This window comes from Marinobacter sp. RI1, from assembly GCF_041155085.1.
In the GTDB taxonomy this organism is placed as follows: Bacteria; Pseudomonadota; Gammaproteobacteria; order Pseudomonadales; family Oleiphilaceae; genus Marinobacter; species Marinobacter nauticus.
On sequence record NZ_AP031605.1, the window covers coordinates 3,245,825 to 3,258,721 of the forward strand.

Annotated in this window: 10 protein-coding genes; 7 read left to right on the forward strand and 3 right to left on the reverse strand. The window is 59.7% G+C overall.

Annotated elements, in window-relative coordinates; genetic code table 11:
- The first annotated feature begins 250 nt into the window (after positions 1–250).
- Complete coding sequence (locus tag ACAM27_RS14650) at positions 251–2,167, forward strand: sigma 54-interacting transcriptional regulator (protein ID WP_014420934.1); 1,917 nt, start codon at positions 251–253, stop codon at positions 2,165–2,167.
- Positions 2,168–2,224: 57 nt separating this feature from the next.
- On the opposite strand, the gene ACAM27_RS14655 is transcribed toward ACAM27_RS14650, so the two are convergent.
- From ACAM27_RS14655 to ACAM27_RS14665, 3 genes are all read right to left on the reverse strand, one after another.
- Complete coding sequence (locus ACAM27_RS14655; RefSeq protein WP_014420933.1) at positions 2,225–3,406, reverse strand: acetyl-CoA C-acyltransferase; 1,182 nt, start codon at positions 3,404–3,406, stop codon at positions 2,225–2,227.
- 192 nt (positions 3,407–3,598) lie between these two features.
- Positions 3,599–4,747 carry an acyl-CoA dehydrogenase family protein gene (locus ACAM27_RS14660; protein ID WP_369612193.1) on the reverse strand — a complete coding sequence of 383 codons (1,149 nt, stop codon included), beginning with the start codon at positions 4,745–4,747 and terminating at the stop codon, positions 3,599–3,601.
- 77 nt (positions 4,748–4,824) lie between these two features.
- Positions 4,825–5,586 carry an SDR family NAD(P)-dependent oxidoreductase gene (locus tag ACAM27_RS14665; protein ID WP_369612194.1) on the reverse strand — a complete coding sequence of 254 codons (762 nt, stop codon included), beginning with the start codon at positions 5,584–5,586 and terminating at the stop codon, positions 4,825–4,827.
- A 117-nt stretch (positions 5,587–5,703) separates the two neighbouring features.
- Here ACAM27_RS14665 and ACAM27_RS14670 point away from each other — a divergent pair, with 117 nt between their 5' ends.
- The 6 genes from ACAM27_RS14670 to ACAM27_RS14695 all read left to right on the forward strand — a co-directional run bounded on the left by ACAM27_RS14670 (position 5,704) and on the right by ACAM27_RS14695 (position 12,858).
- On the forward strand, positions 5,704–6,147 hold the full coding sequence (locus tag ACAM27_RS14670) for a MerR family DNA-binding transcriptional regulator (protein WP_011785591.1): 444 nt from the start codon (positions 5,704–5,706) through the stop codon (positions 6,145–6,147).
- Between the two features lie 51 nt (positions 6,148–6,198).
- Entirely contained in the window at positions 6,199–7,365 is a 1,167-nt protein-coding gene (locus ACAM27_RS14675; protein ID WP_014420930.1) for an isovaleryl-CoA dehydrogenase, read from the forward strand.
- Between the two features lie 170 nt (positions 7,366–7,535).
- Positions 7,536–9,143, forward strand: coding sequence for a carboxyl transferase domain-containing protein (locus tag ACAM27_RS14680; RefSeq protein ID WP_014420929.1), 1,608 nt, complete (start codon positions 7,536–7,538; stop codon positions 9,141–9,143).
- Between the two features lie 12 nt (positions 9,144–9,155).
- Positions 9,156–9,962 (forward strand): enoyl-CoA hydratase-related protein, encoded by an 807-nt coding sequence (locus ACAM27_RS14685; RefSeq protein WP_014420928.1) that lies wholly within the window; start codon positions 9,156–9,158, stop codon positions 9,960–9,962.
- Positions 9,962–11,950 carry an acetyl-CoA carboxylase biotin carboxylase subunit gene (locus ACAM27_RS14690; RefSeq protein ID WP_369612195.1) on the forward strand — a complete coding sequence of 663 codons (1,989 nt, stop codon included), beginning with the start codon at positions 9,962–9,964 and terminating at the stop codon, positions 11,948–11,950. Before ACAM27_RS14685 ends, ACAM27_RS14690 begins: the two co-directional genes overlap by 1 nt.
- A complete protein-coding gene (locus tag ACAM27_RS14695) occupies positions 11,950–12,858 on the forward strand; it encodes a hydroxymethylglutaryl-CoA lyase (protein ID WP_369612196.1) in 909 nt (302 codons plus the stop codon). Before ACAM27_RS14690 ends, ACAM27_RS14695 begins: the two co-directional genes overlap by 1 nt.
- Positions 12,859–12,897 lie beyond the last annotated feature (39 nt).

A 12,897-nucleotide genomic window follows, 5' to 3' on the forward strand; every position in this document is an offset into this window, starting at 1 on the left:
GTGGTGGCTCGGCTCCCGGAGAGAATCTGCTCCCGGGCCGACAACACGTTCTGGAGGAGATATCGCAGGGTTTGTGCCAACCCCAAAAAAATATTTAACACCTTGTTTTATATAGCTTTTATTTTTGTTCGGCGCTTCCTGCCAATTACGAACTTTCGTAATTAACGATATTTCGTAGCCTCCACTACGAAATTTCAGAGTTGGCACAAGGTTTGTTCTGTCTCTGTCAGGCCAGAGAAAGGACAACCCGATGACAATCAAAGCCGCGATAACATCCACCAGTACCACCAGCTGGATTGACCACCTGCCGGAGGCGGCGCTGCTGGTGGATGCCGGGCGCGATCTCATCATCGCTGCCAACAGTGCCATGGGGCGACTGGTCGGAACCGACAGGCAGTCACTGATTGGCACTCCCTGTACCCACCTGTTCACCGACCAGCGGCCTCAGCTCATCGCCTTTACCGAGGAAACCCTGTTTCGCAGTCATGGCTGGAGCCGGGATTTCATCCTGCAGCATCGGGATGGGCGCAACGTGGAGCTGGAGATTTCTTCCTCACGAGTGGGTGAAGCCGAATCCCAGAGTCTCCTGCTACTGCTTCGGGACCGGCGCCAACTGCGCACCCTGCGGGAACGACACGACGCCAACCACTACCACCGGGGTGGCCTGCTGGAATGGCGGCGGGTAGAAGAACTGTTCAAGGACATGGAGCGGGAAAACCAGTTGATCCTGCACGCGGTGGGCGAAGGCATTTACGGGGTGGATGCCGAGGGACGGACGACCTTTGCCAACCCGGCAGCGGAACGCATGCTGGGCTGGCGCATTGACGAGCTGATGGGAAGGGTGATTCACCGGGTGGTGCACCACTCCCACGAAGACGGTAGCATCTTCCCCCTGAAAGAATGCCCTATCTATGCCGCGTTTCGGGACGCCAGTGTAAAACGGGTTGGCGAGGACTGGTTCTGGCGCAAGGATGGCACCGGCTTTCCGGTGGAATACACCAGCACGCCCATTATAGACAATGGCCACCCGGTTGGTGCCGTGGTGGTGTTTCGCGATATCTCTGCCCGGCTTGAGACTCAGAAGGAATTGCAAAAAGCACTGGAGGAAGTGGAAACCCTGAAACACCGCCTGGAAATGGAAAACGCCTACCTTCAGGAAGAACTCAGTGCGGAATACCACTTTCACGAAATTTTAGGCCAGAGCGATGCTATCAAAGCCATCGTTCGCAGAATCGGAATGGTCGCCCCAACCGATGCCAACGTGTTGATCACCGGGGAATCCGGTACCGGCAAGGAACTCATTGCCCGGGCCATTCATCAGTCAAGCAGCCGACGGGATCGCCCCCTGATCCGGGTAAACTGCGCAGCGATTCCCAAGGATCTTTTTGAGAGTGAATTCTTTGGCCATGTAAAGGGTGCCTTTACCGGAGCCGTCAGCGACCGGGTTGGCCGCTTCGAGCTCGCCGATGGGGGTACCCTTTTTCTGGATGAAGTGGGCGAGATCCCACTGGAGCTCCAGGGCAAGCTGCTGCGGGTCTTGCAGGATCAACAGTTCGAACGCGTGGGGGAAAACCACACCCGAGCCGTGGACGTTCGTGTCATTGCCGCCACCAACCGCGACCTGAAAACCGAGGTCCGGGACAAGAACTTCCGGGAGGATCTGTACTTTCGCCTGAATGTGTTCCCTATTGAGTCGGTGCCGTTGCGCCGACGTATCGAGGACATTCCCATTCTCGCCCAGGAGTTTCTGAACCGGGCGTGCCAGAAATTCAACCGGCCACCGCTGGCACTCCGGGAGCGGGACGTGGAAACGCTCAAAGCTTACCCGTGGCCAGGCAATGTTCGGGAGCTGGAAAACGTTATTGAACGTCAGGTGATCACAGCCGATGGCCGGCTGGATCTGGACCTGCAGGGTCCGGATTCTGCCGCCAGACACACGCTGGAACCCATGCCGCCAGCCAGGCATTTCGACGGTGAACTGATGACAGAGCACGAACTCAGGGAGCTTGAGACAAACAACCTGAGACGAGCCCTGAAAATCAGTGGCGGCCGGGTGTTCGGCGACGATGGCGCCGCTGCGCTGCTGGGTGTCAAACCGACCACCCTGTCCTCACGCCTGAAAAAGCTGAAAATCGAACCGCGACAATTCCAGGAACGGGATCTTTAACCCGGCCACCCCGCAAGCCCGCCCCAGAGCTGACAGGCTACAGGGAATATAAGCCGATCAGATCAGCTCAATAGCCACAGCCGTGGCTTCACCACCACCGATGCAGAGCGAGGCTACACCACGCTTAAGCCCACGCTGTTTCAACGCATTGATCAGGGTGACGATGATCCGGGAGCCGGAGGAACCAATCGGATGCCCCAGTGCACAGGCACCGCCGTGCACGTTGACCTTCTCCGCAGGAAGCTTAAGCTCATTGATCGCCGCCAGGGTGACCACGGCAAAGGCTTCGTTGATCTCGAACAGATCGACATCGTCCAGCGTCCACCCCGCTTTCTTGAGCACCTTCTCGATGGAGCCGATCGGTGCGATGGTGAATTCGGACGGCAGGCGTGCGTTGGTAGCGTGGGCCACGACCCGGGCCTGCGGGGTCAGGCCCCGGGCATCGGCTTCGGCGGCGGAGGCCAGTACCAGCGCGGAAGCACCATCACTGATGGAGCTGGAGTTGGCGGCGGTGACAGAACCGTCCTTGGCGAACGCGGGTTTGAGGTGTGGAATTTTTTCCGGTTTGGCGTTGCCCGGTTGTTCATCGGTATCCACTTCGGTGTCGCCGCCTCGGCCCGGGACGGTTACCGGTACGATTTCGTCTCGGAACCAGCCGTTTTCGATGGCCGCCAGGGATTTTTGCAGGGAGCCGATGGCGAATTCGTCCATGGCCTGGCGGGTGATGTCGAATTTGTCTGCCGTACGCTGGGCGAATACGCCCATCAGGCCACCCTCGTAGGCATCTTCCAGGCCGTCCAGGAACATGCTGTCGAGTACCTGGCCATGGCCCATGCGCATGCCGGCGCGGGCTTTCGGCAACAGGTACGGTGCCTGGCTCATGTTTTCCATGCCGCCGGCGATCATGATGTTGTTGGTGCCAGCTTTGATCTGGTCGTGGGCCATGATGACGGCCTGCATGCCGGAGCCGCACATTTTGTTGATGGTGGTGCAGCCGGAGCTGTCCGGGATGCCAGAGGCCCTCGAGGCCTGACGCGCCGGCGCCTGGCCCAAGCCACCGGGCAGCACGCAGCCCATGATCACTTCCTGGATGTCTGCCGGCTGAAGGCCGGAGCGTTCAATGGCTGCCTTAATGGCGACGGCACCCAGGTCCGGTGAACGTACCGTACTCAGGGAGCCCATCATTCCGCCCATGGGGGTTCGGGCGGAGCCTGCTATAACGATGTCATTGTTGTTCATTGAATCTGGTCTCCATGTTGGGAGTCAGGTTCGATCAGGGGGATACCTTTCCGAGACACGCTGTGAATACATCCCTGTACGCTCGACAAAAGCCATCCATGGCTTTTGACGGTCCCGGAAAGGTATCCCCCTGCTCGAACCCCATACATTTCAGTCGCCTTCAAAAAGAATTAGCGCTGGATTCAGGAGGTACTATCTTCCGAGTACCGACCGGGCAATGATTTCCTTCATTACTTCCGAGGTGCCGCCATAAATCCGCTGCACCCGGGCATCAATAAAGTTCCTGGAAATCGGGTACTCCGTGGTGTAGCCGTAGCCGCCAAACAGCTGCAAACAGCCATCAGCAACACGACACTGCATCTCGGTAGCGCTGTACTTGGCCATGGACGCCGTGGGGGCATCCAATTTGCCCTCTTCGTATTCCCGAATGCACTGATCCACAAACGCTTTGTTGATGCGGTAATCCGTTTCCATGCGGGCAATTTCGAAGCGTGTGTTCTGCAACTGGCTGAGCTTTTGGCCAAACAGCTCACGCTCCTGGGCATACTGGATGGTCATGTCCAGCGAGCCCCGGGCCGCTGCCACACCCAGCGCTCCGATCACCAGTCGCTCACGGGGCAGTTCGCGCATCAGGTAAACGAAACCCTGCCCTTCCTCGCCCAGCAACGCCGAGGCAGGTATGCTCATGTCGGAGAAAAACAGCTCGGAGGTATCGCCAGAGTGCTGGCCAATCTTGTCCAGGTTCCGGCCTTTGCTGAATCCTGGCAACGACGTATCGACCAGGAACAGGCTGATCCCCTTGGCTCCGGCTTTGGGATCGGTTTTGGCGGCGACGATCACCATATCGGCGTGTTGGCCGTTGGTGATGAAGGTCTTGGAGCCATTGAGGATGTAGTCGTCGCCGTCTTTTACAGCGCTGGTGCGCATGGCCTGCAAGTCGCTGCCGGCGCCCGGTTCGGTCATGGCAATGGCGCCCACCGCCTCACCTGATACCATCTTCGGCAGCCACTGCTGTTTCTGCTGTTCATTGCCGATATGGCTGAGATAGGGCGCGACAATGTCGGAATGCACCATCACGTTGGTGGAAAGCGCACCAAATCCCAGCCGGGCAAGCTCCTCACCCACCACGACCGAGTACTGGAAGGGTGCGCCGCAGCCGCCGCAGTTTTCCGGCACATCGACGCACAGCATGCCTGCATCGCCCAGAGTGTTCCAAAGCTCCCGTGGCACAATGCCGCTTTTCTCCCAGGCCTCGTAATGCGGGGCCACTTCGGTTTCCAGAGCCTTGATCACAGACTCCCGAAAAAGAGCCAGTTCTTCCTGATCGACAGGGTTAGTCATATCACTCACCTGTGGTTACCGGTTCGCTTTTGGCGAACACCATTACAGAAACCTGCTTTTGGCAGGTTATTCCAATGTCACTTTGGCGCCATCCGCAGGGCACAATCAAGCCGGATGACTTCGCCATTCAGAATCGGGTTGCGCACCATCTGGTCCACCATCATCCCGAACTCTTCCGGCTTACCGAGGCGTTTCGGGAACGGCAACGTGGCTGCAAGGCTGTCCTGCACTTCCTGGGGCATACCCGCCAGCATTGGCGTCATAAAAAGGCCAGGAGCAATGGTATTCACCCGAATCCCTTCACGGGCCAGCTCGCGGGCCGCCTGCAGGGTCAGGGACACCACGCCGCCTTTGGATGCGCTGTAAGCCGCCTGGCCAATCTGGCCTTCGTAGGCAGCAACCGAAGCGGTATTGATGATGACACCGCGCTCGCCGTCACCGCTCGGTTCCCGTTGCGCCATATCGGCAGCCGCCAGCCGCAGGATATTGAAGGTGCCGATCAGATTAACCTGGACCACCTTGCTAAAGCTTTCCAGCGGCATCACACCTTCCCGGCCCAGAATCTTGGCCGCCGGCGCAATACCCGCGCAGTTCACGGCGACACCGCAGGGGCCGTGAGCCTCTCGCGCAGCAGAGACAGCTGCCTCAGCACTGTCGGCCGAAGTCACATCGCAATGCAGAAAGATACCGCCGAGCTCAGCCGCAACCTTTTCGCCCTGCTCCTTGTTCACATCAAGAATCGCAACCTTGCAGCCAGCCGCCGCCAGAGCACGGGCAGCGCCCTCACCCAGACCGGAGGCACCGCCTGTTACAATTGCCGGCACATTCTGGAATTCCATCGGGTACTCCTTATTAACAATGATCGAAGTCTGATCCGCGGGTATTCATTCGGACCACAAAAACACTTTACGTTTACGTAAACTTTAACTAACCTTGGTGAAAAAAGGAAATCCGTCATGAGCGAAAAACGAACTTTCAGCATCAGCGAGCTTTCCCAGGAGTTCGATGTAACCACCCGGAGCATCCGGTTCTATGAAGACCAGGGGCTGCTCAAGCCCACCCGGCGCGGGCAAACCCGGATCTTCAGCACCAAGGACCGCGTTCGCTTGAAGCTGATTCTCCGGGGCAAGCGCATGGGCTTTTCCTTGGCCGAAACGAAAGAACTGTTCGACCTCTGGGACGAAACGCTGACCGGCAATGAAAAGCAGCTGCTGAAGATGCTGGAAATCCTCAGCGCAAGACGGGAACAGCTGGAACAGCAGAAAGAAGACATCGCCATGGCAGAGATGGAAATGGACACCGCCGAAGCACGGTGCCGCGAGGCCCTGACCGAACTGCAGAAGAAAAAGGAAGAGCAGGGCCTGACGACGAACACCAAAGAAACCGCTGTCAGCAAATAGAACCTGGCAGCCAACGGATACCCGACGTTAAAAACAAAAAGGTAGCAAACGATGAAATCACAGTACTCAGAGCTCAATTTCGGCCTCGGCGAGACCCTGGACATGCTCCGGGAACAGGTGAATAACTTCGCCGCCACCGAAATTGCCCCGCGGGCCGAGGAAATCGACAAAAACAACGAATTCCCCATGGACCTGTGGCGCAAACTGGGCGACATGGGCCTGCTGGGCATTACCGTCAGCGAAGAGTACGGCGGCTCCGACATGGGCTATGTGGCCCACGTTATCGCCATGGAAGAAATCAGCCGCGCCTCGGCCTCCGTTGGCCTCTCTTACGGTGCCCACTCCAACCTGTGCGTGAACCAGATTCACCGCAACGGCACCGAAGAACAAAAGCAGAAATACCTGCCCAAGCTGGTCACCGGTGAACACATCGGCGCCCTGGCCATGTCCGAGCCCAACGCCGGCTCCGACGTAATCTCCATGAAACTCCACGCCCGCGACGAAGGCGACCACTACGTCCTCAACGGCAACAAGATGTGGATCACCAACGGTCCGGACGCACACACTTACGTTATCTACGCCAAGACCGACCCGAAAGGCGGTTCGAAAGGCGTCACCGCCTTTATCGTAGAGCGCGACTACCCGGGCTTCAGCCGTCACCAGAAACTCGACAAACTCGGCATGCGCGGCTCCAACACCTGTGAACTGGTGTTCCAGGACTGCAAAGTTCCCAAAGAAAACGTCCTGGGCGGCGTGGGCAACGGTGCCAAAGTCCTCATGAGCGGCCTCGACTACGAACGCCTCGTCCTCTCCGGCGGCCCGCTGGGCATCATGCAGGCTGCTATGGACGTGGTCGTCCCCTACATCCGAGAGCGCAAACAATTCGGCCAGGCCATCGGTGAATTCGAGCTGGTACAGGGCAAAGTCGCCGACATGTACACCTGGATGAACACCGCGAAATCCTACGTCTACATGGTGGCCCAGTCCGCCGACCGCGGCGAAACCACCCGCAAAGACGCCGCCGGCGCCATCCTCTACTCCGCCGAAATGGCCACCAAACTGGCCCTGGACGCCATCCAGTTGCTGGGCGGCAACGGCTACATCAACGAATACCCGACCGGCCGCCTGCTGCGGGACGCGAAACTCTACGAAATCGGCGCTGGAACGTCTGAAATCCGACGGATGCTGATCGGTCGCGAGCTGTTCCTGAACAAGTAACGACGCACAGAATCCAGCTCCAATTGTACGACTAGGGACTGGAGGGGTGTCGTTCCGAAAATTTCGGAGGCCATGGATGGCCGGAGAGAAGCGCACATGGATGTGCTCGTAGCGGTTTTCGGAACGACACCCCTCCAGGCCCGTGCCCCCAACCCGAGGGACCACGGAACATGACGATACTCCAAAGCAAAATCAACCCAAGGTCCGACGAATTCCAGGCCAACCACCAGGCCATGCAACAAGCCGTCGCCGACCTCCGGGAAAAAGTCGAAAAGATCCACCAGGGCGGCGGCCCCGACTACCAGAAGCGCCACACCGACAGAGGCAAACTCCTGCCTCGCGAGCGCATCAACACCCTCATCGACGAAGGCTCCCCCTTCCTCGAAATCGGCCAGTTCGCCGCCTACAACGTCTATAAGGAAGAAGTGCCCGCCGCTGGCGTCATCGCCGGCATCGGCCGCGTCTCCGGCACCGAGTGCATGATTATCGCCAACGACGCCACCGTCAAAGGCGGCACCTACTTCCCGCTGACCGTGAAAAAGCACCTGCGGGCCCAGGAAATCGCCATGGCCAACCGCCTGCCCTGCATCTACCTGGTGGATTCCGGTGGCGCCAACCTGCCCCAACAGGATGAAGTCTTCCCCGACCGCGACCACTTCGGCCGCATTTTCTACAACCAGGCCCGTATGAGCGCAGACGACATTCCCCAGATTGCCGTCGTCATGGGCCTGTGTACCGCCGGGGGCGCCTACGTGCCCGCCATGGCCGACGAATCCATCATCGTCCGTAACCAGGGCACCATCTTCCTGGCCGGCCCACCGCTGGTAAAAGCCGCCACAGGTGAAGTGGTCAGCGCGGAAGACCTGGGGGGCGCAGACGTGCATTGTAAAATCTCCGGTGTCGCCGACCACTACGCCGAGAATGATGCCCACGGCCTGGAAATCGCCCGGCGCTGCGTGGCCAACCTGAACCGTCGCAAACCAGTACCGGTTGAGGTCCAGAAGCCCCGCGCCCCGCTGTACGATCAGGAAGAAATCTACGGCATCGTCGGCACCGACCTGCGCAAGCAGTTTGATGCGCGCGACGTCATCGCCCGCATCGTCGACGGCTCAGAATTCGACGAATTCAAGCGCTATTACGGCTCCACCCTGGTAACCGGGTTTGCCCACATCCACGGCTACCCCGTGGGCATCATCGCCAACAACGGCATCCTGTTCAGCGAATCCGCTCAGAAAGGCGCGCACTTTATTGAACTGTGTTGCCAACGCAACATACCCCTGCTGTTCCTGCAGAACATCACCGGCTTCATGGTCGGCCAGAAATACGAAGCCGAGGGCATCGCCAAACATGGCGCCAAGATGGTGATGGCCGTGGCCTGTGCCAACGTGCCCAAGATTACCGTTCTGATTGGCGGTAGCTACGGTGCCGGCAACTACGGCATGTGTGGCCGCGCCTACAGCCCGGACTTCCTGTGGATGTGGCCGAATGCCCGGATCTCCGTCATGGGCGGCGAACAGGCAGCCGGCGTGCTGGCGCAGGTACGCCGGGAAGGCCTGGAGCGTAAAGGCCAGAGCTGGAGCGCCGAGGAAGAAGCCGAGTTCAAGAAGCCCATTACCGAAACCTACGAACACCAGGGCCACCCGTACTACGCCAGCGCCCGCCTGTGGGATGACGGCGTGATCGACCCGGCCCAGACCCGGGAAGTGGTTGCCCTGAGCCTGTCTGCCACCCTCAACCGGCCCGCCAAGCCAACGCGCTTCGGCGTGTTCCGCATGTAAAGGAGCGCAGCCATGTCACAGCAAGACACAGCGGTTCTGCTGCACCAAAGGGGCGATGGCGTCTCAGAAGTGGTGTTGAACCGCCCGGACAAACGCAATGCCTTCGACGACGTGATCATCCAGCAGCTGATTCAGGCGCTGGAACATGTGGACCGGGATGAGCAAACCCAGATTGTTATCCTGCGCTCAGAGGGCAAACACTTTTCCGCCGGTGCCGACCTGGGCTGGATGCGCCGCATGGCGGACAACACCCGCCAGGAAAACCTGGACGACTCCCGGGAACTGGCCCGTCTGATGAACACCCTGAACCACCTGTCCAAGCCCGTGATCGGCCTGGTGCAGGGCGCGGCCTTCGGCGGCGCGGTCGGCCTAGCGGCCTGCTGCGACATCGTGCTGGCCACTGAAAAAGCCAGCTTCTGCCTGAGCGAAGTCAAACTCGGCCTGATTCCGGCCGTGATCAGCCCCTATGTGGTGCGAGCCATCGGCGAACGTCAGGCCCGGCGCTACTTCCTGTCGGCGGAAGTCTTCAGTGCTCAGGAGGCGCAGCACTACGGCCTGGTTCACCTGGTGTGCGAAGACGAACAGGCCATGCACCAGCGTTGCGACGAGCTGCTACTGCAACTTGCGCTGAACGGTCCCGAAGCCATGAAAGCAGCCAAAGAACTGGTCTTTGCGGTCAGCCACAAGACCATCACCTCCGAAGTGATTGACGACACCGCGCAGCGCATCGCCGATATTCGTGTGGGCGAAGAAGGCCAGGAAGGGCTCAGCGCTTTCCTGAACAAACGAAAGGCCAGTTGGATTCCGGAGACACAATAATGTTTAACAAGATCCTGATAGCCAACCGGGGCGAAATCGCCTGCCGGATCATCCAGACGGCCCATCGAATGGGCATCCGTTGCGTAGCGGTCTATTCCGAAGCCGACGCCAACGCCCGGCACGTGGCCATGGCCGATGAGGCCTTCTACATCGGCCCCGCCCCCAGCTCTGAGAGCTACCTGCGGGCCGACAAGATTATCGAGATTGCCAAAGAAAGCGGTGCCCAGGCCATCCACCCGGGGTACGGCTTCCTGTCTGAAAACACCGACTTCGCAGAAGCCTGCGAAGCCAACGGTATCGTCTTCATCGGCCCGCCCTCTTCCGCCATCGCCGCCATGGGCTCCAAGTCCGCGGCAAAAGCGATCATGGAAGACGCCGGTGTACCGCTGGTCCCGGGCTACCACGGCAAGGACCAGTCGCCGGACCTGCTGCGGGCTGAAGCCGAAAAATGCGGTTTCCCGCTGCTGCTGAAAGCGGTTGCCGGCGGTGGCGGCAAAGGCATGCGGGTGGTCGAAAACATGGCCGAATTCGACGATGCCCTGGCCGCGGCCCAGCGCGAGGCAAAAAATGCGTTCGGCAACCCGGACATGCTGATCGAGCGCTACCTGACCCAGCCACGCCATGTCGAAATCCAGGTGTTCTGCGATCAATCCGGCAACGGCATCTATCTGGCCGAGCGGGACTGCTCCGTACAGCGCCGGCACCAGAAAGTGCTGGAAGAAGCGCCCGCCCCCGGCCTCAGTGAAGACACCCGCAAAGCCATGGGCGAAGCCGCGGTGCGGGCGGCCCAGGCCATCAACTACGTGGGCGCCGGCACCGTCGAGTTTCTGTACGACGTGGACGGTTCCTTCTTCTTCATGGAAATGAATACCCGCCTGCAGGTAGAACACCCGGTCACCGAAATGGTCACCGGCCAGGATCTGGTGGAATGGCAACTGAAAGTGGCCTGGGGTGAGCCCCTGCCGCTGACCCAGGACCAGGTAAAGACCCGTGGCCACGCCATCGAGGCGCGTATCTACGCCGAAGATCCGGATCAGGACTTCCTGCCAGCCACCGGAACCCTGCGTTACCTGAGCACTCCGGATGAGTCTGCCCACGTGCGGGTAGATACCGGCGTGACCGAAGGCGATGAAATCAGCATCCACTACGACCCGATGATTGCCAAACTCATCGTGTGGGACGAGACCCGCGAACAGGCGGTCAACCGCATGGTTCAGGCCCTGGAGCACTACCGTATCGCCGGGCTGAAAACCAATATCCGGTTCCTGCACGCGGCGGTGGATGCGCAGCCATTCCGCGAAGCCGAGCTGACCACTAACTTCATTGCCACTCACAACGACCTGCTGTTCCCGAAATCCAGACTGGATCTGGACAAGGCACTGGTGCTTGCCGCTGGATTCATTCTGGAGCAACGCAAATCAGCGGAACCGGTTACCGGCGATCCCTGGTCGCCGTTCGGCCGCAAGAACAGCTGGCGCATGAACTCCGAATACGCCCAGCCTCTCACCCTTCAGGTGGGCGACGATAAGCACGAGCTCAAGATCTTGGAACGGGATGACCGCTACCAGGTCTTCGTGGGCGGCAGCGTGTACCACCTGAACGCCAAACTGAATGACGATTACCTGCAGGCGGTGATCAACGGCCACCGGCTAAGCGTGCACGGCAACCTGCACACCGAAGAACTGGTGCTCTTCTACGAGGGCGATACCTTCAAGTGCACCGTATACCGGGAAACCTACGGGTTTGAGGAAATGGCCAGCGAAGGCAGCCTGGCGGCGCCCATGAACGGCTCCGTAGTGGCGATTCAGGCCCAGGTAGGCGACAAGGTAACGGCCGGCCAGACGCTGGTGATCATGGAAGCCATGAAAATGGAACACGCCATCAAGGCGCCCGCCGATGGTGTGGTTTCCGAGATTTTCTACGCCGAGGGTGACCAGGTGGCCGAGGGTGCGGAACTCATCGCCATCGACACCGGGGAGGCAGAATAATGGCCTTTCCGAAGCAGGCTCGGTTGGTGGAAATGAGCCCCAGGGACGGGCTTCAGAATGAGCCCGGCGATGTGATCGCCACCGAGGTCAAAACCGGCCTGATCGACCGGCTGGCCGATTGCGGTCTCAGTCACATCGAGGCCGCCAGCTTCGTATCACCCAAATGGGTGCCGCAAATGGGCGACGCGGCCGCAGTGATGGCCGGCATCACCCGTAAACCCGGCGTTCGCTACTCGGCCCTCACCCCGAACCTGAAAGGATTCGAGGGCGCCCTGGCGGCCGGGGCCGACGAAGTAGCGGTATTCGGTGCGGCATCGGAGTCCTTCACCCAAAAGAACATCAACTGCACGATTGCTGAAAGCCTGGAGCGCTTTGCACCGGTGGTTGAAGAAGCCCGCAAACACGGCATTCCCGTACGCGGTTACGTGTCTACCGTGATGGGCTGCCCGTACGAGGGCGATATCCAACCGGCACAAGTGGCCACCGTGGCCAAGGCCCTGTACGACATGGGCTGTCACGAAATATCCCTGGGCGACACCATCGGCGTGGGTACGCCCCTGAAAGCCAAGCGCATGCTCGAAGCCGTGGCCGCCCATGTGCCCATGGACAAACTGGCGGCGCATTTCCACGACACCTATGGCCAGGCCCTGGCCAACCTGTACGCAGTACTGGAAGAGGGCGTAAGCGTGATTGACGCATCTGTGGCCGGTCTGGGCGGCTGCCCTTATGCCAAAGGGGCATCTGGCAACGTAGCCACCGAAGACGTGCTATACCTGCTTAACGGCCTGGGCATCGATACCGGCGTGGATCTGGACAAGCTGGTGAAAACCGGCGACTGGATCTGCACGCAACTGAAACGTCATAACGGCTCTAAAGTGGGCCAGGCACTCGGGGGCCTGTGCCAGTAACTTTCCAGCCCTCAACTACAAAAACAATGGAGGCAGAGA

What these genes read in the sequence shown, in the direction of transcription:
- ACAM27_RS14650 (WP_014420934.1), top strand. Translation starts at nt 251, where the DNA reads ATGACAATCAAAGCCGCGATAACATCCACCAGTACCACCAGCTGGATT.
- ACAM27_RS14655 (WP_014420933.1), bottom strand. Translation starts at nt 3,406, where the DNA reads ATGAACAACAATGACATCGTTATAGCAGGCTCCGCCCGAACCCCCATG.
- ACAM27_RS14660 (WP_369612193.1), bottom strand. Translation starts at nt 4,747, where the DNA reads ATGACTAACCCTGTCGATCAGGAAGAACTGGCTCTTTTTCGGGAGTCT.
- ACAM27_RS14665 (WP_369612194.1), bottom strand. Translation starts at nt 5,586, where the DNA reads ATGGAATTCCAGAATGTGCCGGCAATTGTAACAGGCGGTGCCTCCGGT.
- ACAM27_RS14670 (WP_011785591.1), top strand. Translation starts at nt 5,704, where the DNA reads ATGAGCGAAAAACGAACTTTCAGCATCAGCGAGCTTTCCCAGGAGTTC.
- ACAM27_RS14675 (WP_014420930.1), top strand. Translation starts at nt 6,199, where the DNA reads ATGAAATCACAGTACTCAGAGCTCAATTTCGGCCTCGGCGAGACCCTG.
- ACAM27_RS14680 (WP_014420929.1), top strand. Translation starts at nt 7,536, where the DNA reads ATGACGATACTCCAAAGCAAAATCAACCCAAGGTCCGACGAATTCCAG.
- ACAM27_RS14685 (WP_014420928.1), top strand. Translation starts at nt 9,156, where the DNA reads ATGTCACAGCAAGACACAGCGGTTCTGCTGCACCAAAGGGGCGATGGC.
- ACAM27_RS14690 (WP_369612195.1), top strand. Translation starts at nt 9,962, where the DNA reads ATGTTTAACAAGATCCTGATAGCCAACCGGGGCGAAATCGCCTGCCGG.
- ACAM27_RS14695 (WP_369612196.1), top strand. Translation starts at nt 11,950, where the DNA reads ATGGCCTTTCCGAAGCAGGCTCGGTTGGTGGAAATGAGCCCCAGGGAC.